Source organism: Neisseria sp. P0022.S010 (assembly GCF_051956635.1).
Map to the genome: position 1 here is coordinate 58,288 of NZ_JBQCXF010000001.1, position 21,734 is coordinate 80,021.

The 21,734-nt window shown below is 47.2% G+C and carries 26 protein-coding genes; 18 read left to right on the forward strand and 8 right to left on the reverse strand.

Annotated elements, in window-relative coordinates:
- Positions 1 to 99 precede the first annotated feature (99 nt).
- Together ACTHUT_RS00290 and ACTHUT_RS00295 are read right to left on the reverse strand one after the other, a co-directional pair.
- Entirely contained in the window at positions 100 to 1,932 is a 1,833-nt protein-coding gene (locus tag ACTHUT_RS00290) for a Wzy polymerase domain-containing protein (protein WP_440386114.1), read from the reverse strand.
- Positions 1,929 to 2,306, reverse strand: a complete 378-nt coding sequence (locus ACTHUT_RS00295; protein ID WP_440386115.1) for a DUF2069 domain-containing protein — start codon at positions 2,304 to 2,306, stop codon at positions 1,929 to 1,931. Before ACTHUT_RS00295 ends, ACTHUT_RS00290 begins: the two co-directional genes overlap by 4 nt.
- A 195-nt stretch (positions 2,307 to 2,501) precedes the next feature.
- Here ACTHUT_RS00295 and hisC point away from each other — a divergent pair, with 195 nt between their 5' ends.
- The 15 genes from hisC (at position 2,502) to ACTHUT_RS00370 (ending at position 13,439) form a co-directional block, all read left to right on the forward strand.
- Positions 2,502 to 3,587, forward strand: a complete 1,086-nt coding sequence (hisC, locus tag ACTHUT_RS00300) for a histidinol-phosphate transaminase (protein WP_440386116.1) — start codon at positions 2,502 to 2,504, stop codon at positions 3,585 to 3,587.
- Between the two features lie 19 nt (positions 3,588 to 3,606).
- Positions 3,607 to 4,560, forward strand: coding sequence for an imidazoleglycerol-phosphate dehydratase HisB (hisB, locus tag ACTHUT_RS00305; RefSeq protein WP_440386117.1), 954 nt, complete (start codon positions 3,607 to 3,609; stop codon positions 4,558 to 4,560).
- Between the two features lie 168 nt (positions 4,561 to 4,728).
- Complete coding sequence (gene hisH / locus ACTHUT_RS00310; RefSeq protein WP_440386118.1) at positions 4,729 to 5,373, forward strand: imidazole glycerol phosphate synthase subunit HisH; 645 nt, start codon at positions 4,729 to 4,731, stop codon at positions 5,371 to 5,373.
- Between the two features lie 73 nt (positions 5,374 to 5,446).
- Positions 5,447 to 6,184, forward strand: a complete 738-nt coding sequence (hisA, locus tag ACTHUT_RS00315; protein WP_440386119.1) for a 1-(5-phosphoribosyl)-5-[(5-phosphoribosylamino)methylideneamino]imidazole-4-carboxamide isomerase — start codon at positions 5,447 to 5,449, stop codon at positions 6,182 to 6,184.
- Between the two features lie 164 nt (positions 6,185 to 6,348).
- Positions 6,349 to 6,666 (forward strand): hypothetical protein, encoded by a 318-nt coding sequence (locus ACTHUT_RS00320; RefSeq protein WP_036493171.1) that lies wholly within the window; start codon positions 6,349 to 6,351, stop codon positions 6,664 to 6,666.
- Positions 6,667 to 6,706: 40 nt separating this feature from the next.
- On the forward strand, positions 6,707 to 7,474 hold the full coding sequence (gene hisF, locus ACTHUT_RS00325) for an imidazole glycerol phosphate synthase subunit HisF (RefSeq protein ID WP_070712262.1): 768 nt from the start codon (positions 6,707 to 6,709) through the stop codon (positions 7,472 to 7,474).
- 43 nt (positions 7,475 to 7,517) lie between these two features.
- Positions 7,518 to 7,925: a phosphoribosyl-AMP cyclohydrolase gene (gene hisI, locus ACTHUT_RS00330; RefSeq protein ID WP_440386120.1), complete on the forward strand. Its 408-nt coding sequence runs from the start codon at positions 7,518 to 7,520 to the stop codon at positions 7,923 to 7,925.
- 31 nt (positions 7,926 to 7,956) lie between these two features.
- The gene (locus ACTHUT_RS00335) at positions 7,957 to 8,280 is read left to right on the forward strand and encodes a phosphoribosyl-ATP diphosphatase (protein ID WP_003679440.1); all 324 of its coding nucleotides are present in this window, start codon (positions 7,957 to 7,959) and stop codon (positions 8,278 to 8,280) included.
- A gap of 118 nt (positions 8,281 to 8,398) precedes the next feature.
- Positions 8,399 to 8,722, forward strand: a complete 324-nt coding sequence (locus ACTHUT_RS00340) for a histidine triad nucleotide-binding protein (protein WP_440386121.1) — start codon at positions 8,399 to 8,401, stop codon at positions 8,720 to 8,722.
- A gap of 41 nt (positions 8,723 to 8,763) precedes the next feature.
- Positions 8,764 to 8,967, forward strand: a complete 204-nt coding sequence (gene tatA, locus ACTHUT_RS00345) for a Sec-independent protein translocase subunit TatA (RefSeq protein WP_003679438.1) — start codon at positions 8,764 to 8,766, stop codon at positions 8,965 to 8,967.
- A gap of 3 nt (positions 8,968 to 8,970) precedes the next feature.
- On the forward strand, positions 8,971 to 9,633 hold the full coding sequence (tatB, locus tag ACTHUT_RS00350) for a Sec-independent protein translocase protein TatB (protein WP_188211845.1): 663 nt from the start codon (positions 8,971 to 8,973) through the stop codon (positions 9,631 to 9,633).
- A 15-nt stretch (positions 9,634 to 9,648) separates the two neighbouring features.
- On the forward strand, positions 9,649 to 10,425 hold the full coding sequence (gene tatC / locus ACTHUT_RS00355; protein WP_440386122.1) for a twin-arginine translocase subunit TatC: 777 nt from the start codon (positions 9,649 to 9,651) through the stop codon (positions 10,423 to 10,425).
- 72 nt (positions 10,426 to 10,497) lie between these two features.
- Positions 10,498 to 11,151 (forward strand): oxygen-insensitive NAD(P)H nitroreductase, encoded by a 654-nt coding sequence (gene nfsB, locus ACTHUT_RS00360; RefSeq protein WP_440386123.1) that lies wholly within the window; start codon positions 10,498 to 10,500, stop codon positions 11,149 to 11,151.
- Between the two features lie 292 nt (positions 11,152 to 11,443).
- The gene (locus ACTHUT_RS00365; protein ID WP_070814810.1) at positions 11,444 to 12,829 is read left to right on the forward strand and encodes a GntP family permease; all 1,386 of its coding nucleotides are present in this window, start codon (positions 11,444 to 11,446) and stop codon (positions 12,827 to 12,829) included.
- A gap of 91 nt (positions 12,830 to 12,920) precedes the next feature.
- On the forward strand, positions 12,921 to 13,439 hold the full coding sequence (locus ACTHUT_RS00370; protein ID WP_440386124.1) for a gluconokinase, GntK/IdnK-type: 519 nt from the start codon (positions 12,921 to 12,923) through the stop codon (positions 13,437 to 13,439).
- Between the two features lie 59 nt (positions 13,440 to 13,498).
- On the opposite strand, the gene dtd is transcribed toward ACTHUT_RS00370, so the two are convergent.
- The 6 genes from dtd to ACTHUT_RS00400 form a co-directional block, all read right to left on the reverse strand.
- Positions 13,499 to 13,960 (reverse strand): D-aminoacyl-tRNA deacylase, encoded by a 462-nt coding sequence (dtd, locus tag ACTHUT_RS00375; RefSeq protein ID WP_003748635.1) that lies wholly within the window; start codon positions 13,958 to 13,960, stop codon positions 13,499 to 13,501.
- 98 nt (positions 13,961 to 14,058) lie between these two features.
- Positions 14,059 to 14,823: a peptidyl-prolyl cis-trans isomerase gene (locus ACTHUT_RS00380; protein WP_440386125.1), complete on the reverse strand. Its 765-nt coding sequence runs from the start codon at positions 14,821 to 14,823 to the stop codon at positions 14,059 to 14,061.
- A gap of 44 nt (positions 14,824 to 14,867) precedes the next feature.
- Positions 14,868 to 15,740, reverse strand: coding sequence for a peptidylprolyl isomerase (locus ACTHUT_RS00385; RefSeq protein WP_440386126.1), 873 nt, complete (start codon positions 15,738 to 15,740; stop codon positions 14,868 to 14,870).
- A gap of 51 nt (positions 15,741 to 15,791) precedes the next feature.
- The gene (locus ACTHUT_RS00390; protein WP_036493183.1) at positions 15,792 to 16,064 is read right to left on the reverse strand and encodes a BolA family protein; all 273 of its coding nucleotides are present in this window, start codon (positions 16,062 to 16,064) and stop codon (positions 15,792 to 15,794) included.
- Entirely contained in the window at positions 16,061 to 16,351 is a 291-nt protein-coding gene (locus ACTHUT_RS00395; protein WP_440386127.1) for a YciI family protein, read from the reverse strand. Before ACTHUT_RS00395 ends, ACTHUT_RS00390 begins: the two co-directional genes overlap by 4 nt.
- Positions 16,351 to 16,884, reverse strand: coding sequence for a septation protein A (locus tag ACTHUT_RS00400; RefSeq protein ID WP_036493186.1), 534 nt, complete (start codon positions 16,882 to 16,884; stop codon positions 16,351 to 16,353). Before ACTHUT_RS00400 ends, ACTHUT_RS00395 begins: the two co-directional genes overlap by 1 nt.
- A 353-nt stretch (positions 16,885 to 17,237) precedes the next feature.
- Here ACTHUT_RS00400 and ACTHUT_RS00405 point away from each other — a divergent pair, with 353 nt between their 5' ends.
- The 3 genes from ACTHUT_RS00405 to porB all read left to right on the forward strand — a co-directional run bounded on the left by ACTHUT_RS00405 (position 17,238) and on the right by porB (position 21,682).
- A complete protein-coding gene (locus tag ACTHUT_RS00405) occupies positions 17,238 to 19,229 on the forward strand; it encodes a FimV/HubP family polar landmark protein (RefSeq protein WP_440386161.1) in 1,992 nt (663 codons plus the stop codon).
- Between the two features lie 232 nt (positions 19,230 to 19,461).
- Positions 19,462 to 20,307: a tRNA pseudouridine(38-40) synthase TruA gene (gene truA / locus ACTHUT_RS00410; protein WP_440373262.1), complete on the forward strand. Its 846-nt coding sequence runs from the start codon at positions 19,462 to 19,464 to the stop codon at positions 20,305 to 20,307.
- Between the two features lie 313 nt (positions 20,308 to 20,620).
- A complete protein-coding gene (gene porB, locus ACTHUT_RS00415; protein ID WP_295862466.1) occupies positions 20,621 to 21,682 on the forward strand; it encodes a trimeric porin PorB in 1,062 nt (353 codons plus the stop codon).
- Positions 21,683 to 21,734 lie beyond the last annotated feature (52 nt).

Here is a 21,734-nt window from a genome sequence, read left to right on the forward strand (position 1 = left end):
TAATTTTCTGTGCTTTTGCGCTTTTTTGCATAGAAACTCGCTGCTCTTTACATTTTCAGACGGCCTGTAAGGACAAACTGACAATTGGGTGTGTTTTGTTCAGGGTTTGTCGCATGATTGGGCGGTTTGGTGTTTCGGTGCATTGATGAAATCTTTGCAATCGGACAAAAGTTTGGGCAGCAAGGGGGCGAATGCCGGGTGGCTGCGTATTTTGTCGGCGTAGAAATACATCATATAAGGGTAATAATATTGCATTGCCTGCATCCATTGCGCACCTTCTTCTTTTTTGCCTTGCCGGTAGAGGTAAAGGCCGACTTGGTAGGCGCTGGAGTAGGGGCGGTAGGTCAGGGCTTTGAGTGCGGCTTCTTCCGCCCACGGACGGATGTAGGCATCGGTCGGATCTGCACGTTTGCTCAAGCTCAAATCGGCGTAATAGGCAAGCATGGGGCTTTCTTTGGAAAGTCGTTGCAAGCCGTCGACTTTGTTTTGAACTGTTTGCTGATCATCGGTTTTCCCTACACGGCTATATTGGGTCAGATTTTGATATTCCCAGCTGAGGTTTGCCATGCCGATTAAAATCGATAAAGTGGCTATACCGCCTGCCCATTGTCTGATTCGGGTAGATAAAGGGCCGTCTGAAACATCTTTCGGATAAGAGGGTGTCAACGACAGAATCAGGCTGAATACGGTGAGGAAGTAAATATACCAAAGCGGATATTCAAGCATGCTGTGGCAAAGGCTGACGGCGGCGGCAGTCAGTAAAAACAGCGAGGCCGGTGTTTGGTTGCGGCCCAACAGTCGCCACACGGCTGCAAGCAGGGTTAAGGCTGCGAGCAAGGTGCCGGCAATGCCCATTTCGGACAATAACTGCATAACGATGTTGTGCGAATGGGTAAACAGTACGCCGAGGATGTTGTTGGGAAAGTATTGTTGTTGGGCATTGATCAGGAAGGTTTGCTGGGCAAAGCTGTTCCAGCCGTGGCCGAACCAAGGTGCAGATTGAAAGGCAATCCATGCTTTGCTCCATTCGATTTGGCGCATGGAACCTTCAAAACCGCTGGTGCCTGCGCGTTCGACAGCGGTTTCGTATTTGATGTTGCCAAACAAGTCCAGCAGGCTGCCCATACCGAATTGGAAAGCGGCGGCCAGGATGGCGGTCAGAAGGAAAATGCACAGTGCGCGTTTGTGTTGGAAACGGGTACGCCAAAACCATAACGGCGTAATCAGGAATAGGGCGGCAATGTAGCCTAAGATGGTGCGCGAGTTGACCAGGCCGAGGGTTGCGGTCAAAGCCAATACGAACAGAAAACCTGCTGCATTGGACATTTTGCGTGCCGTCCATAAATAGGATGCCGCCAAAATGCCCCACATTAAATAATGTCCCAAGTGGTTTCGTTGGCCGAGTTGGCCGTTTACGGTACCGTTGCTTCGGGCAATGATGCCGTTCAACCACTCTACGTTGGACCAGCCTTTAAATTGCAACCAGACGATGGCGGCCTGTATGGTTGCCCCTATCAATAAAGACCAAGCAAAGATGCTGACGACGCGTTCCTGTCCGTAAGCTGCTACCCAGCCGCGAACCGACCATGCACCCAGTGCCAAAATGACAAAGGTCCAGGCAGTGATGTCGCTCATACCGGGGTAGGTGGAATGCATGAGGCGCGCTTGGAGCGACCAGAATGCGGCCATGGCAAACAAACCGATACTGAGTGCGGGAAGGCGGATATTCAGCAGGCCTTTGTGTGCGCTAATCAATGTCAGTACCAATGAGCCGCTCAGTGAAATGGCTTCCAGGTAAAAGCTGGGTAGTGGGCCGACTCGGTAGAGTGAGAGAAAAGGGACGGCGCAAATCCAAAGAAAACTGAGCCATAAAGGCCAAAAGGTTTTTACTGAAGATTCGGCTAGGCCGTCTGAAAGTGTGTGGTAGGTCATTTTAATGTGTGTTTTTGTTGTTTGATAAATGCAAGGCAGCCGAGGAAAAAGGCAATGCACAATAATACGGAAACGGCGGCGCAAATCCGGCTGGCGAGAGCCGTGTCTGCCAGGCGCATACAGGCTTCGGCAAAGTAAATCAGAATCAGCATGGAGCTGTATTGGTAAGTGTAGATGCGTTTTTTCAAAATGCCGGTCAACGGCAGGCACAAAGGCAGGGCTTTCAGTGCCAACCATGAGCCGCCTTCGCGCAATGGCGCGATCCATAATTCCCATGATAAGGAAAGCAAAATCAAAAGGATAAGGCTTATGGAAGTTGCAAGGTAAGGTAACGGGGAGCGTGTATTGTTCACAATATAAAGGGCGTAAGCCATACTGGAAAACTTGAAATTATACCGCTAAAAATGCAGGGGGAGACAAGAATATTGCTTAAGGATATTTAAGAAAGAATTTATTGTTTTTCTTTAAATTAATGAAACTTTATCCTGTTTTATAGTCTTATTAATATATTTATCAAATAAAGATTGTGCTATTATTATAGACACTTTATCTCAGGAGGATAGAAAACCATGAATCGCGTTGCTGACGTTATCCGTGATGATATTAAAGTAATGACAGCTTATCAGGTTGCCGATTTGCCGGAAGGTTTTATTAAGTTGGATGCTATGGAGTGTCCGCATCATCCTTTCGCCGGATATGAATCTTTGTTGTCAGAATGGGCGGATATAGTAAAAGAAGCACCGATTCATTTGTATCCTCATACAGCCAAGAGCGGGATTTATGAAGAATTAAGGGAAGTCTTCGGTATTCCCGGCAAGGCGGAAATCGCATTGGGCAACGGCTCCGATGAGCTTATCCAGTTTTTGACCATGCTGGTTGCCAAACCCAATGCGTGTGTATTGGGTATTGAGCCAAGTTTTGTTATGTATCGTCATAATGCCGCGCTTTATGGCATTGAATATGTCGGCGTTCCCTTAAATCCGGACTTCACTTTAAATCTTCCTGCCGTTTTGTCCGCGATTGAGCAACATCAGCCGTCATTAATTTTTATTGCCTATCCCAATAACCCTACCGGCGTGTGCTTTAAACGAGAAGAAGTAGAGGCGGTTGTTCGTGCGGCAACCGGCATTGTGGTTGTTGATGAGGCATATGGTGCGTTTCATCATGACAGTTTCCTTCCGTGGGCGGGAGAAGTTGAAAATCTGGTCGTAATGCGTACCATCAGCAAAATCGGTTTTGCCGGATTACGGATGGGGTATGCGGCGGCAAGCCCGGGCATTATTGGAGAGCTGGCCAAAATCCTACCTCCTTACAATATGAATCAATTGAGTTTGGCAGCGGCGAAATTCTCATTGAAACATCATCCAATTATTCAGCAAAACATTGATACATTGAAAAACGAGCGTTCGCGCGTAATGAATGAATTGTTGAAATTAAACCGTTTGGAAGTTTTCCCAAGCGAAGCCAACTTTATTACCGTTCGCGTTCCTGATGCGGACGGACTGTTTGAAACATTGAAGCAAAACCGCATACTGATTAAAAAGCTGCATGGAAGCCATCCGCTTTTGGATCAGTGTGTCCGCATAACCATAGGCTCGGCAGCGCAAAATGATGCCGTCTTGGCCGTTATTAAAAACCTTTACCCCAATCTTTGATTTCAAGGAAACTACCATTATGAACAAAGCTCAACTGCATTTGACCAATTTTCTGTTACTGGTTGAAGAAGCCGGCTCATTGACCAAGCTTGCACGCGCATGCGGTTATGAAAACTCCGCCTCCCTGTCTCAGCTCAAACGCCGTTTGGAACAACAAGCAGGCGACGAGTCTGCGCGCGGCATCCGTCCGAGCCTGGCTGCGAAGTTGGAGTCCGGTATGCACAAACGCAAAGGCTGGCTGAACCGTGATCACAGCAAAGACCAAGAAAAAGCAGCAGCGGTTGAAGCGGCACGTTTGGAAAAACAAACCGCCGAAGCAGATGCCGGTGTTTCAACCGAGGGCCGTTTTGTTACTGTTACCCGCAATACCTGCGAAACCCAAATTACCGTCAGCCTCAATCTTGATGGCACCGGTAAATACCGCTTTGATACCGGCGTTCCTTTCCTTGAGCATATGCTTGCCCAAGTAGCGCGTCACGGTTTGATTGACTTGGATATTACCTGCAAAGGCGATTTGCACATTGACGACCATCACACAGTTGAAGACATCGGTATCGTGGTTGGTCAGGCCCTGAAACAAGCGCTTGGCAATAAAGCCGGCATTACCCGTTACGGCCATGCCTATGTTCCGCTGGATGAAGCATTGAGCCGTGTGGTCATCGACCTTTCCGGCCGCCCCGGTTTGGTATACAACATCGACTTTACCCGCGCCCTGATCGGCCGTTTTGACGTCGATTTGTTTGAAGAATTTTTCCACGGCCTTGTGAACCACAGCATGATGACCTTGCACATCGATAACTTGAGCGGACGTAATGCGCACCATCAAGCCGAGACCGTTTTCAAAGCCTTCGGCCGCGCCCTGCGCATGGCAGTCGAATACGATCCGTGCATGATTGGTCAAACGCCTTCTACTAAAGGCACGCTGAGCGAAGAATCTGTTCAAGAAGAAGCGGAAGCCGCATCAGAAGAATAAGGCAGCGTTTGAATGAATAAAGGCCGTCTGAAACCGATTGGGATTTCAGACGGCCTTTATTATTCATCTTGTATGGTGGCAATATTTTGTTTTAAACCATCTTTTGCTACAATCATTCTTATTATTATATTAATCATTAAATGTTTTCAGACGGCCTGAGGAGAAGCAATGAAAGTAGCGATTGTCGATTATGGAATGGGAAACCTGCATTCAGTGTTGAAATCGGTTCAGGCGGCGCAGGTCTTGTCCAAGCAAAATGCCGAGGTTTATCTGACTTCGCGGCCTGAAGAAGTGATGGTGGCGGATAAGGTTATCTTTCCGGGGCAGGGCGCCATGCCGGACTGTATGTCTGCGCTGAAGGCCAGCGGTTTGGGCGAGGCGGTTTCAGACGGCCTGAAAAACAAGCCGTTTTTTGGAATTTGCGTAGGTGCGCAATTATTGTTTGAACACAGCGAAGAAGGCGATACAGATGGTTTGGGTTGGTTTGAAGGCCAAGTCAAACGGTTTTTGCCCAATCAGACCGATGCGCAAGGAGGCCGTCTGAAAGTGCCGCATATGGGCTGGAATACAGTACGTCAAACCCGTCCGCATCCTTTATTTCAAGACATTGGGCAGAAGGAGTATTTTTATTTTGTTCACAGCTATTATTTTGCGCCGAAAAATGAAGAGATTGTTTTAGGCGTCAGCGAATATCCGAATGAATTTGCCTGCATTGTCGGTCAAGACAATGTGTTTGCCACACAGTTTCACACGGAAAAAAGCCATCAGGCAGGATTATTGCTGCTGCGGAATTTTTTAAATTGGCAGATTTGAGGTTTTTAACATAAATCTGCTAAAAATCGCTAATTTGTGTAAAATATACTGAAACTGAATAGAGGAGAAAAAAATGCTGTTGATACCTGCCATTGATTTGAAAGAAGGACGTTGTGTCCGCTTGAAACAAGGCTTGATGGAGCAGGCGACGGTGTTTTCCGATTCGCCGGCAGAGACAGCTTTGCATTGGCGCAACCAAGGCGCACGCCGTTTGCATTTGGTTGATTTGAACGGCGCATTCGCAGGCGTTCCTCAAAATTTTCCGGCGATTAAAGAAATTTTGGCCGCCGTGGCCAAAGATATTCCAGTACAGCTTGGCGGCGGCATCCGTGATTTGGAAACCATTGAAAAGTATTTGGATTTGGGTCTGACTGATGTGATTATCGGCACGGCTGCGGTAAAAAATCCTGAATTTGTGCGCGAAGCATGCAAGGAATTTCCGGGGCAGATTATCGTCGGCTTGGATGCCAAAGACAGCATGGTGGCAATAGACGGTTGGGCAACGGTAACGGAACATCATGTCGTCGATTTGGCCCAACGTTTTGAAGACGATGGCGTCAACAGCATTATTTACACCGATATTGGCCGCGACGGCATGATGAGCGGCGTGAATATCGAAGCCACCGTCAAATTGGCCCAATCCGTGAATATTCCGATTATCGCTTCCGGCGGTTTGACGAATTTGGATGATATCCGCGCATTGTGTGCCGTCGAAAACGAAGGCGTAAGCGGAGCGATTACCGGCCGTGCAATTTACGAGGGAAGCATTGATTTTGCACAGGCGCAAAAACTGGCCGATTCTTTGGCTTAAGTGTGTCGGATTATGCGGATAAGACCTTGCAGGCCATTAAAACGCAGCGGCTGACGCAGCACACAAAAATGCACTCAAAGGGATTGCCTGTATAGGTCATGGGTTTATATCTATTTGAAATAATTATAAAAACAACCCAATCGATATTTTATTAAGGGATTAGTATGCTTGAAGCGTTTGTTTTGGGTTTTTGGATTATCTGGTCATCTGACCGAGAAGTGTATCCGCTAAGCGAAAGTTTGTGGTTTACACTGATTGCAGTGATATTGCGGCAGCTGACGGCGTTTGATTTGCCGATTATCGATACCTATTGGATGATTTTCAACGGGATAATATGGGCATTTGCCGGTTTGATTTTCGCCATTGTTGGCCGTATCGACAGCAATTTTATTATTTCCTGTGTGTTGGCGATGATGGCCGGTATCGGTTATTTTCAGCTGTTGCAACATTTGCCGGATTGGTTGGGCAAATTTTTGGCCTGACGGTTTCAGACGGTCTGATAACGGATAAGAGGTATTGGGTATGGCATTGGCAAAACGAATTATTCCTTGTCTGGATGTAAAAGACGGCCGCGTGGTAAAAGGCGTCAACTTTTTGGGTTTGCGCGATGCAGGCAATCCGGTTGACGTTGCCAAACGCTACAACGATGAAGGCGCGGATGAGTTGACCTTTTTGGACATCACCGCTTCCAGCGACAATCGCGATACTATTTTGCACGTTATCGAGGCGGTCGCTTCGCAAGTTTTTATTCCATTAACCGTCGGCGGTGGTGTGCGTACGGTTGCCGATATCCGCCGCCTGCTCAATGCCGGTGCCGATAAGGCCAGCATCAATACGGCCGCTGTAACCAATCCTGAGTTGGTAAACGAAGCGGCCGGTTTTTTTGGTTCGCAAGCGATTGTCGTTGCTGTCGATGCCAAAGCGGTCAACCCTGAAAACACCCGTTGGGAAATCTTTACCCACGGCGGACGTAATCCGACCGGTTTGGACGCGGTGGAATGGGCTGTCGAAATGCAGCGGCGCGGCGCAGGCGAGATTTTGCTGACCAGCATGGACCGGGACGGCACCAAGCAAGGTTTCAATCTGCCGTTGACACGCGCGGTCAGTGAAGCGGTCGATATTCCGGTCATTGCTTCCGGCGGCGTCGGTTCGGTTCAACACTTGGTGGACGGTATTAAAGAAGGGAAGGCCGATGCGGTATTGGCCGCCAGTATTTTCCATTTTGGCGAAGCGAGTATCCGCGAAGCAAAACTGGCCATGCGCGAAGCAGGAATCGAAGTGCGTTTGTGATTGCTATCCAAAGGCCGTCTGAAAAATATGGGAGAAAACGCGAATGTCGAATATAAACGAAACGCTGCTGAATGCCGTAAAATTTGATGAAAAAGGTTTGGTTTGCGCGATTGCCCAAGATTGGCAGACACACCGTGTGCTGATGGTTGCCTGGATGAACGCAGAGGCCCTGCAAAAAACCGTAGAAACCGGTTTTGCCCACTATTACAGCCGTTCCCGCCAAAAACAATGGATGAAGGGCGAAGATTCGGGGCATACGCAAAAAGTACACGAATTGCGCCTGGATTGCGATGGCGACGCTGTGGTTATGTTGATTGAACAAAACGGCGGCATTGCCTGTCATACCGGGCGCGAAAGCTGCTTTTACAAAGTTTGGCAAGAGGGTGCATGGCAGACAGTGGATGCCGTGTTGAAAGACGAAGAAGCAATTTACGGACATAAACATCCTTAAGGCCGTCTGAAAGAAATAAGAGAAACCGACCATGACCGATACCATCCTTACCCAAATCCAAAACGTCATCGATTCGCGCAAAGGCGGCGATCCCGATGCTTCTTACGTTGCCCAACTTTTGCACAAAGGCGAAGACAAGATTTTGAAAAAAGTCATCGAGGAAGCGGGTGAAACCTTGATGGCCTCTAAAGATGGCGGCGGTGAACATTTGGTTTACGAAGTGGCGGATTTGTGGTTTCACACCATGGTTTTATTGGCGCATCACGGATTGCGCGCCGAAGATGTGGTCAACGAGCTTGCGCGCCGTCAAGGTTTGTCGGGATTGGTGGAAAAAGCTTCTCGCAAAGAATCTTGAATTTATATTACAATCCCGTATTTGACCTGTTTCAGAATCCGTCTCTTGGGGCAAAAACGATTTCACTTTGTTTAGCGAAACCCGTTACGCCCGTTTTCAGACGGCCATTGGAGCCATTATGGATAATTGTATTTTCTGCAAAATCGCCGCCAAAGATATTCCGGCACAAACCGTTTACGAAGACGATGAGATGCTTTGTTTCAAAGACATCCGCCCTGCCGCGCCGGTACATCTGCTGCTGATTCCAAAAGTACACTTCGATTCACTGGCACACGCCACTGCCGAACATCAAACCCTGTTGGGTAAAATGATGTTGAAAGTCCCTCAAATCGCCCAAGAGGCAGGTTTGACCGACGGTTTTAAAACCCTGATCAACACAGGTAAAGGCAGCGGACAAGAAGTCTTCCACCTGCATATCCATATCATGGGTACGCCCGCATAATTATTATCTCTTTTTAAATTAAACAAATTCAAGGATTTATCATGGGTAGCTTCTCTCTTTGGCACTGGATTATCGTACTGATTATCGTCGTTTTGGTATTCGGTACCAAAAAATTGCGCAACGTCGGCAAAGACCTCGGCGGCGCAGTGCATGACTTCAAACAAGGCCTGAACGAAGGTACAGACGGCAAAGATGCCAAAAAAGACGAAGTCATCGAACACAAAAAAGACGAAGACAAAGCATAATCCATGTTTGATTTCGGTTTGGGCGAATTGCTGCTGGTCGGCGTTGTTGCCCTGATAGTGTTAGGCCCCGAACGTCTGCCGCAAGCCGCGCGCACGGCCGGGCGTTTGGTCGGTAAATTGCAAGGCTTCGTCAACAACGTCAAGCAGGAACTTAATACTCAGGCTGAGTTGGACGAATTGCGCAAAGTCAAGCAGGAATTTGAAGCCGCCGCTTCGGAGTTTCGCGACGGTATCAAAGACTTGGGCGATGATGCACAAAAAAATCTGAATGATATTTCAGACGGCCTCAAGCCGTGGGAACGCCTGCCCGAACAAAAAACGCCAGCTGATTTTGGTGTGGACGAGTTCGGTAATCCTCTGCCTGATTTGGCGCCAAGCAGCACTGAAAATGAAAGTGCGGCCCAAGTTTCTGAAGAGGGTGGGGCAGCGCAAACCCAAGAGCCTGCCGGGGCTGAAAATGCCGAGTCCGAGCAAGACCGCGCTTGGCGTGAGTATTTGACCGCATCGGTTTCCCCCGCTCCGGCGGTTGAAGTCAGCTATGTCGAAGCCCCTGCCGCCGATGTTCCTCCGCTGCATACGACATCTCTGCGTAAGCAGGCGATGAGCCGCAAGCGCGATATGCGCCCGAAATTCCACGCCAAACCCAAACTGCGCGTCCGTAAGTAAAAAGTGAGTCAACCGGTGTCCGAACCTCAACACGAACAACCCGTCCAACCGCTTATCGAGCATCTTCTCGAGCTGCGCCGCCGCATGATGTGGATCGTCATCGGCATCGTCGTCTGCTTCTTGGGCATGATGCCGTTTGCCCAGCAGCTCTATACTTTTGTTGCCGAACCATTGATGGCCAATCTGCCTAAAGATACCAGCATGATTGCGACCGATGTGATCGCGCCGTTTTTTGTGCCGGTAAAGGTTACCTTGATGGCGGCGTTTCTGCTGTCCTTGCCGCACACGCTGTATCAAGTCTGGGCGTTTGTCGCCCCGGCCTTATACCAAAATGAAAAGCGTTTGATTACGCCGCTGGTGTTGTCCAGCGTAACGCTTTTCTTCGTCGGTATGGCTTTTGCCTATTTTCTGGTGTTTCCCGTTATTTTCAAATTCTTGGCCGGTGTAACCCCTGTCGGCGTCAATATGGCGACCGATATCGACAAATACCTGTCCTTTATTTTGGGCATGTTTGTCGCATTCGGTACGACGTTTGAAGTGCCTGTTGTTGTGGTGTTGCTTGCCAAAATGGGCATTGTTTCGACCGCTCAGCTTAAGAACGCCCGTCCGTATGTTATCGTGGGTGCGTTTATCGTGGCCGCAATCATCACGCCGCCTGACGTGATTTCTCAAACCCTGCTTGCCGTTCCGCTGATTCTACTCTACGAAGCAGGTATTTGGTTCAGCCGTTTTGCCAAGGCCAAAACGCAGCAGGAAGATGGGGATACACCGCAACCGCCGGCGGAAATTTGAGAATAAAGGCCGTCTGAAGGATTTTTCAGACGGCCTTTGTGTTTATGACAGTTTTAAATTTTAAGGAGCAACATGATGAATGTTCAGGATATCGTACAAAAACGTTACAGCACCAAATCTTTTGATGCCTCCAAAAAAATTTCAGCCGAAGATTTTGCCCAAATCGAAGCGGCACTGCGCTACAGTCCTTCCAGCGTCAATATTCAACCTTGGCATTTTGTGATTACGGATAATGAAGCAGGTAAGGCACGGGTAGCCAAATCTGCAGAAAATTTTCCGTACAACCTGCCCAAAATCATCAACGCTTCACATGTAATCGTATTTGCGGCGCGGGTGCATGCCGATGAGGACTATTTGGCAGGCGTGTTGGAACAGGAAGATAAAGACGGACGTTTTGCTACGGCTGAAAATAAGCAAATGGGCGATAATGCGCGCCGCACTTTCTTGGGTATCCACCGCAAGCAAATGCAAGACGAAACCCAATGGTTGTCGTGTCAAGTTCATATTAATTTGGGCTTTACCCTGTTTGCCGCCGCGGCCTTGGGTGTGGATGCCGTTCCGTTGGAAGGGGTGGATATGGCTGTTTTAGATCAAGAATTTGGTTTGGCTGAAAAAGGTTATCGTGCTGTTGCCGTTGTCGCATTGGGCTATCGCGCCGAAGATGATTTTAATGCCAAATTGCCGAAATCACGTTTGGAAAACGAGGTAATTTTTACTAAGGTATAACCGAGGGGCTTGGTTTCAGATCATTGAAAAAAGCCATCTGTTTCTATCTTATTGAGAAGCGTAATGTCAGGCCGTCTGAAAATAAACTACTTTTCAGACGGCCTTTTTATTGTTCTTGTTTTTCTTTGTCCTCCTTACTTTCAAGCATCTTACAAAAAGGGTTTGGAAAAATAGGTGCTTATATTTTGGCCGGATTTAGCCGTACGATTTCATGGGTAAATGTGTTATCGTATTCATATATGTTAAAAAACATTAATAAATTTGTATTTTTCTTACAGAGAAAGGCTTCAAAATGGATGGATGGACTCAAACGTTGAGTGCCGGTACCTTGCTCGGTATCGCCGCCGCAGCGATTTTGCTGATCTTGATTTTGATTGTAAAACTGCGCGTTCATGCCTTGCTGACGTTGGTATTGGTCAGCCTGCTGACTGCTATCGTAACAGGCCTGCCTATGGGCAGTATCGTCAATGATGTGTTGGTCAAAAACTTTGGCGGCACGCTCGGCAGCGTAGCGTTGCTGGTCGGTTTGGGCGCAATGCTCGGCCGTTTGGTGGAAACTTCCGGCGGTGCCCAATCTTTGGCGGATGCGCTGATTCGGATTTTTGGTGAAAAACGTGCGCCGTTTGCCTTAGGCGTGGCTTCTTTGATTTTCGGTTTTCCAATTTTCTTTGATGCTGGCTTGGTGGTGATGTTGCCGATTGTATTTGCAACGGCACGCCGCATGAAGCAAACTGTTTTGCCCTATGCGTTGGCATCTATTGGCGCATTTTCGGTCATGCACGTCTTCCTGCCGCCACATCCCGGCCCGATTGCCGCTTCTGAATTTTATGGCGCAAACATTGGTCAACTGCTGATTTTGGGTTTGCCGGTTACCTTGATTACTTGGTATTTCAGTGGCTATTTATTGGGTAAAGTTTTGGGTCGCAGCATTCATGTGCCCGTTCCTGATCTGCTCAGCGGCGGTACGCAAGATAACGACCAACCGAAAGCGCCTGCAAAAGCATCTACAGTCATCGGCATTATGCTGATTCCTATGTTGTTGATTTTCTTGAATACTGGTTTGTCTACTCTGATCAGCGAGAAAATGGTCAGTGCGGATGAAGGCTGGGTGCAGTTTGCACGAATGCTCGGTTCTACACCGATTGCTTTGCTGATTTCTGTTTTGGTAGCCCTGTATGTATTGGGCAGCAAACGTGGCGAAAAAGCCAGCGCTTTGGAGAAAACCATTGATGGCGCATTGGGCCCGGTTTGCTCGGTTATTTTGATTACCGGTGCGGGCGGTATGTTCGGCGGCGTATTGCGTGCTTCCGGTATCGGTAAGGCTTTGGCCGACAGCATGGCTGACTTGGGTATTCCTGTTTTGCTGGGCTGTTTCTTGGTGGCTTTGGCTTTGCGTATTGCGCAAGGTTCTGCGACTGTTGCATTGACTACCGCTGCCGCATTGATGGCACCGGCCGTTGCGGCGGCAGGTTTCAGCGATTGGCAGATTACTTGCGTGGTATTGGCGACGGCGGCGGGTTCCGTCGGTTGCAGCCACTTTAACGACTCAGGCTTCTGGCTTGTCGGCCGTCTGTTGGATATGGATGTGCCGACGACCTTGAAGACATGGACGGTCAACCAAACACTTATCGCACTCATCGGTTTTGCTTTATCGTCAGTGTTGTTTATCTTGGTTTAATCGAAAACGGCCGGCAGATAGTGTTTTTGAGATAACACAATCCGCCTGTTTTCAAATACCGTTAAAATCCAGATAAACAAGGAGTAGAAAAATGACGACACATTTTGTCATGATGGGCGTATGCGGTTGCGGTAAAACCACGGCCGCACTCTCGTTGCAAAAATATCTTGATCAATGTCCCTATGCCGAAGGCGATGATTTCCATACCCAAGCCAACCGCGACAAAATGGGTGCCGGTATTCCGCTGACGGATGAAGACCGCTATCCTTGGCTGGGCAATTTGCGTGACTGGATGATAGAGCAGGCAAAAAACGGGGAAAAATATTCCATCGTTACTTGTTCCGCACTCAAACGCCAATACCGTGATATTCTGCGTGGTGCGGAAGGGAAGGTGGCTTTTATCCATCTGACTCCGCCTCAAGCAATCAATCTAGAGCGTATGCTGTCGCGTCAGGGGCATTATATGAAAGCCGGAATGCTGGATTCGCAGCTGGAGATTTTGGAAGAGCTGGGTGCGGATGAGTACGGTGTCAAAATCGACAATCCGGGTTCGCCTGAAGCCGTTGAGGCAGATATTGTGAACTGGGTAAAAGCGCAAGGCTTGATTTAGTAATGAACAGAAATGAAAAGGCCGTCTGAAATATTTCAGACGGCCTTTTTTGATGAGATTTAGAATGTTTTTTGCGAATCAAGCAATAAGGTAACCGGCCCGTCATTGCAAAGAGAAACCTGCATATGGGTTTGGAATCTGCCGGTTTCGACAGTCAGTCCATGTTCGCGCAAAAGTTGCGCAGTATATTGATAGAGTTTATCCGCTTGTTCGGCAGGGGCGGCATTGGAGAAGGACGGACGGCGGCCGCTGCGCGCATCGGCGTAAAGGGTAAACTGGGAAACTAGCAATATCGAGCCGCCGACATCTTTGAGCGATAAATTTAATTTGCCGTTTTCGTCTTCAAAGATACGCAGGTTGGCGGTTTTGTCCGCAATGTATTTGGCGTCTGCTTCCGTGTCGGCGTGGGTAACACCGAGCAATATCATAAATCCGTTGTCGATTTTGCCGCAGGTTTCGCGGGAGTTTTCGGACAAAACGTCAACTTTGGCTTGGGTAACTTTTTGAATAACGGCGCGCATGATGTTTTTGAATAAAAAAAGTTTGTAAAAAAGAGCGTAAAAGACACGCCCTTTGGGTTTGAGTATGGTTTCAGACGGCCTGAAACCATTGAATTAATTTACGGATTAATGCCGTTGTCTTTCAAGATACGTTCGATCTGATTCTCGACTTTTTGTCGTTTGACAGCTTGGGCAAGCTGATTACGCACCAGTTCGAAAGGTTTGGCTTTAGGATCGCGTTCTACTGCACTGAGTTTAAACAGGTAAAAACGGTTTCCTATTACAACTGGTTCATGCGTTACATCGCCTCGGTTCAAGTCAGCAAAAGCGGTAGCCAGTTGAGGTGCAAGCTGTTGCGGAGAAATGAAGCCGTCGAATTTTTGTTCGGGGTTGGGATAGCGCTTCATCAGCTCTTCGAATGATAAGCCTTTGAGCAGCAGTTCTTGCGCGGCGCGTACTTCGTCGGCTGAGGCAAAGCTGACTTGTTGCAGCTTAATAATGCGTGTTTGCTGGTCGTAGAAACGGCGCAACTCGGCATCGTCAACTGCGGTTTGACGTTCTAGATAAGCAGCGTATTGGTTGGCATAGAACTCAGCTTCAACGTTTTTGAATTGATTCTGCACTTCCGCATCTTTGTCCAAACCAGCCTTAAAGGCTTCATTTTTCAAGATTTCCAAAGTCTGCAAGCGTGTAACCACATCTTTGCGGATTGCCTGACCATCGGGTTTGGCAGTCTGGTTGGGATGCTGGTCGGCCTGTCTCAATACTTCGGCAACCATGCTGTCGATGCGGGCAGGATCGATATCAGGCGCTTTGGCGGTTGCCAAACCGATCGTTGACAGGGTAAGGATGGCCAAAACGGCAGTTTTGGGCTTGATGTTCATGTGGATTCCTTATTGCCCGCCGCTATCACAGCGGGCACGTTATATTATTTGTTGACTTTGATGCTGGCTTTTTTCAGCAATGATTGAATGGCTGCATTGACACGGGCTCCCTGTAAGTCGCTGCCAATCTCGTTTTTAGCGGCTTCGTAAGAAGGCACGGTAACATTACGGCGGTCATTGACGTAGAAAACGGCATACAGATTGCCGTTTTGCAGCGGCGTTTTAGTGTGCGCGCCTTTTTTCAGGTCTTTGACGGCTGCATAAAGCGGAGGTGCTGATTCTTGTAAATCTTTGAGCGGAACATAAGCTTTAGGGATGCCGCCGGCTTTTTTGGCTGCTTCATCAATTGAATATTGGTTCAATACCGAAGCAAAGCTTTTTTTCGCGTCCAAGTCGGCAATGGCTTTTTGGGCATTGCTGTTGCTGTCGGTTACGATTTCGCCCAGCTGGACTTCTTGGGTGCCTTTATAGAAGTTGCTGAAATCATTGTAAGCGGCTTTAACATCTTTTTCTTGAACAGGAAATTGGCGGATGATGTGTGCCGCGAAAGCTTGGCCTAACAAATCATTTTCAAAAGCCGCCCATTCGGTTTTGAATGTGGGCTTTTTATCCGCTCCTTGCTTGGCGGCATCGGCACGTGCTTGCTCCAGTGCCGCTTTGAATTCAGCGCTTTGATCCAACTTTAATTTTTTGGCTTCTTGGGTAACCATAGTGCTGATAACTTGACGTTCAGTCAGCATTTGACGCAATTCAGGCGTATCTTGAATGTTAGGATTGCTGGCGCGTACGGAAGCCACTTGGTCGTCAATCACGCTGCTGTCGATGGCTTGGCCGTTGACGGTAACCAAAGTTTGGGCAAACAGGGTGCCGGAAGTCAGAGCGAGCATCAAGGCTGAAGCAAAGTAGGTTTTTTTCATCGTATTTCTCTTCTAAATTAAGGATTGGAAATCAAAGTTTGGGCGGTAATCTTAATGGAAGTATTCATCCGGCGTGGTTGCTTTGATGCTGAGTGCATGAATCAGGCCGTCTGAAAACAAGTCTTGTAAAAGCTGCTTAATCATACGTTGCCGTTGGAGGCGGCCGATATTTTCAAATGCGTTGCTGACCACCAATATCGCATAATGCCCGCCGCCTTTATTGCCGGCATGGCCGGCGTGCAGATGGCTCTCATCTTCAAAATCGAAGAACTCAGGCTCAAGTGCCTGCAGGCGTTCTTCAATCATTTGACGCATATTGCTCATTTGAACACGGCTTTAAAGGGTTTGATCAAGACTTCGGTGTATACGCCGGCATCGACGTAAGGGTCTTGTTCGGCCCATTCTTGTGCAGCGTCCAAAGATTCAAATTGAGCCACAATCAGGCTGCCGGAAACGCGTTCCGGATTATCCGGCAGGGGATTGGGGCCGGCAGTCAGCAGACGGCCTTGCGCTTTCAATTCTTCCAAACGTGCCAAATGCGCGGGGCGTGCCGCCATGCGTGCTTCGTGGACATCTTCGGCATCAGTGGCCAAAAGCATGAAATATTCCATTATTGATCCTCCTTAGGCTGGAAACGCATCAGATACATGCCCTGTGCGATAGAAAAAATGATTGTGAAACCCAATGTGCCGAACAATTTGTAATTGACCCATTGGTCTGGAAAATACGTAAAGACAAAGAGATTGGCAGCACCCATAAAAATCAGGAAGCCAATCCATGCATAAGTCAGGCGCGTCCATACAAAATCAGGAAGCTGCATTTCTTTACCCATCACGGCTTTTAGCCCGTTTTTACCGGCAAGATGACTAAACAGCATGACGATCGCGCCGATCCAAAACAGAACGGTCGGTTTCCACATGATGAAGCGGTTGTCTTTCAGTAAAATCGTTGCACCGCCAAAGAAGACAATCAAAATCAGGCTGATCCATTGCATGGTGTCCAGCTTGCGGTGTTTCCAAAAGGTCAACGCAGCTTGGGCTATGCCGACTACAACTGCGACAGCCGTTGCGGCAATCATGTCTTTGGTGATGATGTATGTAATGAAAAATAAGAATACGGCGAATAAGTCGCTCAAAACTTTCATATGTTAATGATGAAACTAATTGAGTAAATGCTAATCATACAGGCAGATGTGTTTTTTTGCACCTTCCCTCATGACTTTAATACCGCATATATTTATATAAAATATTTGTTTTGGGTTAGAGAAATTTGTAAAAAAGAAACACAAGCATGCAAAAGTAATAGATTTACCAAGGAATTTCAGGCTGAATGGCCTGTATTGCTTGGCAGAAATGGGTTAAAAATATATCATGACGTAATATCTAGTAAATATATGGTTAAATGCGCGCACATTGGTCAGTACCATAATTTCCGAACAGGGGATCAGTTTTGAAAAAACATCACAATATTAAATTAATTACAGCTTCTATCGCTTTAATGACATCGCTTGGTGCTTCAGCAGGTTTGGGCGGCTTGAATGTCCAATCTCATCTGGGTGAGCCTTTTACAGGCAGTATTACCGTAACAGGCGAGGAAGCCCAGGCTCTGCTTAACGGCGGCAAGGCCACTATTTCAAATGGCAATTTGCGCGCGGCAGTACGCAAATCAGGCGATAAGGCAGTCGTTACGATTCGTTCTTCCAAAGCCATTAAAGATCCTGTTTTGGTTTTCCAAGTAGGTGTCGGCACGCAATCGCGTGAATACACTGCCATCATCGATCCGGCCGGATACGACGCTAAAGATGTGGCATCCGTCCGCACCCGTCAGGCTGCTGAATCTCAATCCTTCGAGCCGACACGCAATGCCCAACAGCCTGTAACAAAAAACAATAAAGCAGCAGGCAATCAGGTAGCTCAAGTGCGTAAAGATGCGCAACGTAAGGCTGAAAAAAAACAAGTTCAGACGGCCTCTGCTAAAAACGATACGGCCGTACGTTCAGGCAGACAGCATTTGGTGCGTACGGGTGAAACCCTGATTGCCATTGCGTCCAGCATCCGTCCGCAAGGTATGACCTTGGATCAAACCATTCAAGCGTTGGTTAATGCCAATCCGGATGTGTTTATTGATAACAATGCCAACCGTATGTTGGCAGGTAAAGTGCTGAATATCCCAAACCGTAGCGAATTGCAACGCTTGGCTTCTTCTGCGCCTGTTAAAACCAATACAGCTACAGCGACAGAGAAAGACAATGAAACCGTCAATGTAACAGAAGCTAAAACAGAAAAACCTGTTGTTCAGCCTGAGGCTAAAACTGAAGCCCAGGTTAAAGATGCTGGCGTAAATACACAGCAACAGGAAGAAGTGAAACAAGCTTCAGCTGAACAAACAGAACAAGCAGCATCTGCAGCTGTCAATGAAAATGCCGCATCGACTGTTCCTGCGTCAGATATTCAAGAAGCTATGGCTTCTGATGCCCAAGAGGATGTAGTGGCTTCTGAGCCTGTTGCAACCACGGATTCTGTCGCGGAGCAAACAGAAGGCGAATCAGACGGCAATTTATGGAAATGGTTATTGGCAGGCGGAGCAGCCCTTATTGCTGCTTGGTTGTTGTTGAAAGCTGCCGGTAAACGTAAAGACGAGACAGAGGCGGTACCTGTAAGCCGTAAGGATGAAGAGAAGCCTGTACAGAAAAATGTTGCTGCTTCAGCTGCTGCAGTTGCTGCAACTAAAGTAACGCCGTCTGAAAAAACTCAAGATGGTCTGTTTATCGAAGATGATTTCGAAGATGATGTGGTTATCAATGAAGTAGAAGAATCTTCCACTATTAATGATGTCAAACTTGATTTGGGCAAGATTGACAATAGTCAGGCAGGTATTCTTTCAGGTGCAGTAACGCATGATGTTGAGACAGAGCAACGTCGTCATGCTGATTGGGACAATATCGAATCAACAGAAAGCGTGTACGAACCTGAACCAGAAAATCCGTATCAGCCGGTATCTGTTGTTATGCCGGAACGTAAAGAAGAGCAGGCAAATACATTTGCTGAGTTTGATGTGGCGGCAGAGAAAAAAGTCTCTGAGTCAAGAAATGAAGAGCCACTCGAGTTTACGGTAGATACCCCTGAAGATTCAGACAGCCATGTGCTGCCATTTGATGTCAAGCAAGATCAAGACTTGCAAATTCAAGAAACCAAAGAAGAAGCAGAGAAAGAAGAAGCTGCTTCTGAGTTTGTGATTGAAGAAGGTGCATTGGAATGGGGTGCTGAAGATGTTTCAGTAGCCGCCGATAAAAGCAATAGTGAAAGAGGTTTTGTTTCAGAATCAGTCGGTATGACTGCACCGCTTGAAGCTAAATATGATTTGGCTAAGATGTATATCGAAATCGGTGATCCTGAAGCGGCTCGAGAAACATTGCAAGGGCTGATTGAAGAGGCTGAAGGCGATATTCTGCATAAAGCCCAAAAACTGATGAAAGAACTTGGTGTATAAGTGCCAGTCAAATGAAGATGCCGTTTCAGACGGCATCTTTTTTATGGTAAATTAAAAAGCAAGATTTTGGCTGAGTCTATTATTGGTTGGGTAAGATTTCGGTTTTATTTTATATGATGGTTGAAGATAAAGGCCGTCTGAAATACATAATGGAGGAGTGTGTTGATCACGCCTTTTTAATATTTGTTACTTGAGTATAGACAACAATATCAATTTACAAGAAGTATAAGAAATGACTGAACAAGTAAATACAACAGGGCATCTCGTGCAGCGCTGGGCTTTGACCCTTTCTTATGACGGTAGCCGTTTTTATGGTTGGCAAAAACAGGCCGGAGATTTGCCGACTGTTCAGACGGCCTTAGAGCAGGCATTGTCTTCAATAGCGGGGGAACAAATTAATACTATTGTTGCGGGAAGGACGGATACGGGTGTGCATGCAACTGCCCAGGTGGTGCATTTTGATACATCAGTAAGTCGTCCGGAGCAAGCATGGGTGCGGGGTGTCAATGCATATTTGCCTGATGGTGTTGCTGTGTTGGTTGCGCAAAAAGTTGCACCTCATTTCCATGCCCGATTTGATGCTTATGGCCGCCATTATCGTTATTTATTGGAATCCTCACCGGTTCGTTCTCCATTATTGGTTGGCAGGGTAGGGTGGACGCATTTGAAATTGGACTTAAATCTGATGAGGCAGGCTGCTGCCTTATTGGAGGGGGAGCATGACTTTTCCAGTTTTCGAGCAGCTGAATGTCAGGCAAAATCCCCTATAAAGACACTATATAGTGCAAGTATTAGTGGAACTTCTCGCTATCTGTGCCTTGATTTGCATGGGAACGCATTCTTACATCATATGGTACGCAATATTATGGGTGCATTGGTGTATGTGGGTAGTGGCAGAATCAGTGTGAATGAGTTTGAGTCAGTCTTTCATGCAAAAAGTAGATTGAAGGCTCCGCCAACGTTTATGTCAGATGGCCTGTATCTAACAGGTGTTGACTATCCTGATGAGTTTGGAGTGATGCAACTATCGTTGCCTGAGTGGATGAGCGTTCTGGGTAATGGTTTTCAGACGGCCTGACTGCGGATTATTGGTATAAAAGCAACAAAATAGCGTGATTAATGTGTAAATTGATAAAGTGTTGTAAAAATGCAAATATGGTTTTAGGAGGAATTTATCATTGATTTTAAATAATAAATTTCCATTATTTGGGTTGTGCCTACCTTTATTTGGTTTCCGAAGTAGTGGGGGAGGATTGAATAAAGTTTGTTTTTTTAGAGAGGAACAATTATAGTGACAGTCATGGAATCGCTGATTCCAGCGATAAAGTAAGCCTAAGCGGATTGTCCAGTCTGCTTAAGTTATTTCTTCACAATAGAAAAGGAATACAGCAATGAAAAAATCTCTGATTGCTCTGACTTTGGCAGCTCTGCCTGTTGCAGCTATGGCTGATGTGACTCTGTACGGTCAAGTTAAAGCCGGCGTTGAAATTTCTCAAGTAAAAGAAGGTAAGACTACTTCTAAAACTGCTACTGAGATTGCTGACTACGGTTCTCGCATCGGCTTCAAAGGCCACGAACACTTGGGTAGCAACCTGAATGCTATCTGGCAAGTTGAACAAAACACTTCTATCGCCGGTGGTGACTCTGGTTTTGCTAACCGTGAATCTTTCATTGGTTTGGAAGGCGGCTTCGGTAAAATTCGTGCCGGTAATCTGAACACTGCTCTGAAAGATAGCAGCGACAGCTTCGACCCTTGGGAATCTAGTGCCGCTAACGCAGATGCTCTGCAACTGGGTAAAATTAAACGTGTAGATACTCGTAAAGTATCTGCACGTTACGACACTCCTGTATTGGGTGGTTTCAGCGCAAGCGTACAATTCCAACCTCGCGACAATGCTAACCCTGGCGACAAATACGATCACGCTGTGAAAAGCCGTGCGTCTTACGATTTGGGTCTGAACTACGAAAACTCTGGCTTCTTTGGTCGCTATGCTGGTTCTTACGCTAAACATGCTGTCTTGGATGCTGGCTACTTGGATGCATTCAACCACAATACTACTTTGGCTGCTGGTACTTACAAAGATCACCAAGCTCACCGTCTGACTGCTGGTTACGATGCCAACAACCTGATGGTTGCTGTTGTAGGTCAATACGAAGGCTTCAAAGCTGACGTAGCTGGTGCTAAGAAAAACGAACGTACTGAAGTTGGTGCAACTGCTGCTTACCGCTTCGGTAACGTAACTCCTCGTGTTTCTTACGCTCACGGTTTCAAAGCTAAAGAAGAAGGCGTGAAACAAAAGAACAGCGCTTACAACCAAGTTATCGTTGGTGCTGACTACGACTTTTCTAAACGTACTTCTGCCCTGCTGTCTGCTGGCTGGTTGAAAGAAGGCAAAGGCGACTACAAATACGAGAAAACTGCTGGTACTGTTGGCCTGCGTCACAAATTCTAATCTGACTTAAGATTAGTCTGAAAAAGAGCCTGTTTTATACAGGCTCTTTTTG

What these genes read in the sequence shown, in the direction of transcription:
- ACTHUT_RS00370 (WP_440386124.1), top strand. Translation starts at nt 12,921, where the DNA reads ATGACGACACATTTTGTCATGATGGGCGTATGCGGTTGCGGTAAAACC.
- hisC (WP_440386116.1), top strand. Translation starts at nt 2,502, where the DNA reads ATGAATCGCGTTGCTGACGTTATCCGTGATGATATTAAAGTAATGACA.
- ACTHUT_RS00295 (WP_440386115.1), bottom strand. Translation starts at nt 2,306, where the DNA reads ATGGCTTACGCCCTTTATATTGTGAACAATACACGCTCCCCGTTACCT.
- ACTHUT_RS00320 (WP_036493171.1), top strand. Translation starts at nt 6,349, where the DNA reads ATGCTTGAAGCGTTTGTTTTGGGTTTTTGGATTATCTGGTCATCTGAC.
- hisA (WP_440386119.1), top strand. Translation starts at nt 5,447, where the DNA reads ATGCTGTTGATACCTGCCATTGATTTGAAAGAAGGACGTTGTGTCCGC.
- tatB (WP_188211845.1), top strand. Translation starts at nt 8,971, where the DNA reads ATGTTTGATTTCGGTTTGGGCGAATTGCTGCTGGTCGGCGTTGTTGCC.
- tatA (WP_003679438.1), top strand. Translation starts at nt 8,764, where the DNA reads ATGGGTAGCTTCTCTCTTTGGCACTGGATTATCGTACTGATTATCGTC.
- nfsB (WP_440386123.1), top strand. Translation starts at nt 10,498, where the DNA reads ATGATGAATGTTCAGGATATCGTACAAAAACGTTACAGCACCAAATCT.
- ACTHUT_RS00335 (WP_003679440.1), top strand. Translation starts at nt 7,957, where the DNA reads ATGACCGATACCATCCTTACCCAAATCCAAAACGTCATCGATTCGCGC.
- ACTHUT_RS00405 (WP_440386161.1), top strand. Translation starts at nt 17,238, where the DNA reads ATGACATCGCTTGGTGCTTCAGCAGGTTTGGGCGGCTTGAATGTCCAA.
- ACTHUT_RS00400 (WP_036493186.1), bottom strand. Translation starts at nt 16,884, where the DNA reads ATGAAAGTTTTGAGCGACTTATTCGCCGTATTCTTATTTTTCATTACA.
- ACTHUT_RS00290 (WP_440386114.1), bottom strand. Translation starts at nt 1,932, where the DNA reads ATGACCTACCACACACTTTCAGACGGCCTAGCCGAATCTTCAGTAAAA.
- hisB (WP_440386117.1), top strand. Translation starts at nt 3,607, where the DNA reads ATGAACAAAGCTCAACTGCATTTGACCAATTTTCTGTTACTGGTTGAA.
- ACTHUT_RS00380 (WP_440386125.1), bottom strand. Translation starts at nt 14,823, where the DNA reads ATGAACATCAAGCCCAAAACTGCCGTTTTGGCCATCCTTACCCTGTCA.
- hisF (WP_070712262.1), top strand. Translation starts at nt 6,707, where the DNA reads ATGGCATTGGCAAAACGAATTATTCCTTGTCTGGATGTAAAAGACGGC.
- porB (WP_295862466.1), top strand. Translation starts at nt 20,621, where the DNA reads ATGAAAAAATCTCTGATTGCTCTGACTTTGGCAGCTCTGCCTGTTGCA.
- ACTHUT_RS00385 (WP_440386126.1), bottom strand. Translation starts at nt 15,740, where the DNA reads ATGAAAAAAACCTACTTTGCTTCAGCCTTGATGCTCGCTCTGACTTCC.
- dtd (WP_003748635.1), bottom strand. Translation starts at nt 13,960, where the DNA reads ATGCGCGCCGTTATTCAAAAAGTTACCCAAGCCAAAGTTGACGTTTTG.
- hisH (WP_440386118.1), top strand. Translation starts at nt 4,729, where the DNA reads ATGAAAGTAGCGATTGTCGATTATGGAATGGGAAACCTGCATTCAGTG.
- ACTHUT_RS00365 (WP_070814810.1), top strand. Translation starts at nt 11,444, where the DNA reads ATGGATGGATGGACTCAAACGTTGAGTGCCGGTACCTTGCTCGGTATC.
- ACTHUT_RS00395 (WP_440386127.1), bottom strand. Translation starts at nt 16,351, where the DNA reads ATGGAATATTTCATGCTTTTGGCCACTGATGCCGAAGATGTCCACGAA.
- hisI (WP_440386120.1), top strand. Translation starts at nt 7,518, where the DNA reads ATGTCGAATATAAACGAAACGCTGCTGAATGCCGTAAAATTTGATGAA.
- ACTHUT_RS00390 (WP_036493183.1), bottom strand. Translation starts at nt 16,064, where the DNA reads ATGAGCAATATGCGTCAAATGATTGAAGAACGCCTGCAGGCACTTGAG.
- truA (WP_440373262.1), top strand. Translation starts at nt 19,462, where the DNA reads ATGACTGAACAAGTAAATACAACAGGGCATCTCGTGCAGCGCTGGGCT.
- ACTHUT_RS00340 (WP_440386121.1), top strand. Translation starts at nt 8,399, where the DNA reads ATGGATAATTGTATTTTCTGCAAAATCGCCGCCAAAGATATTCCGGCA.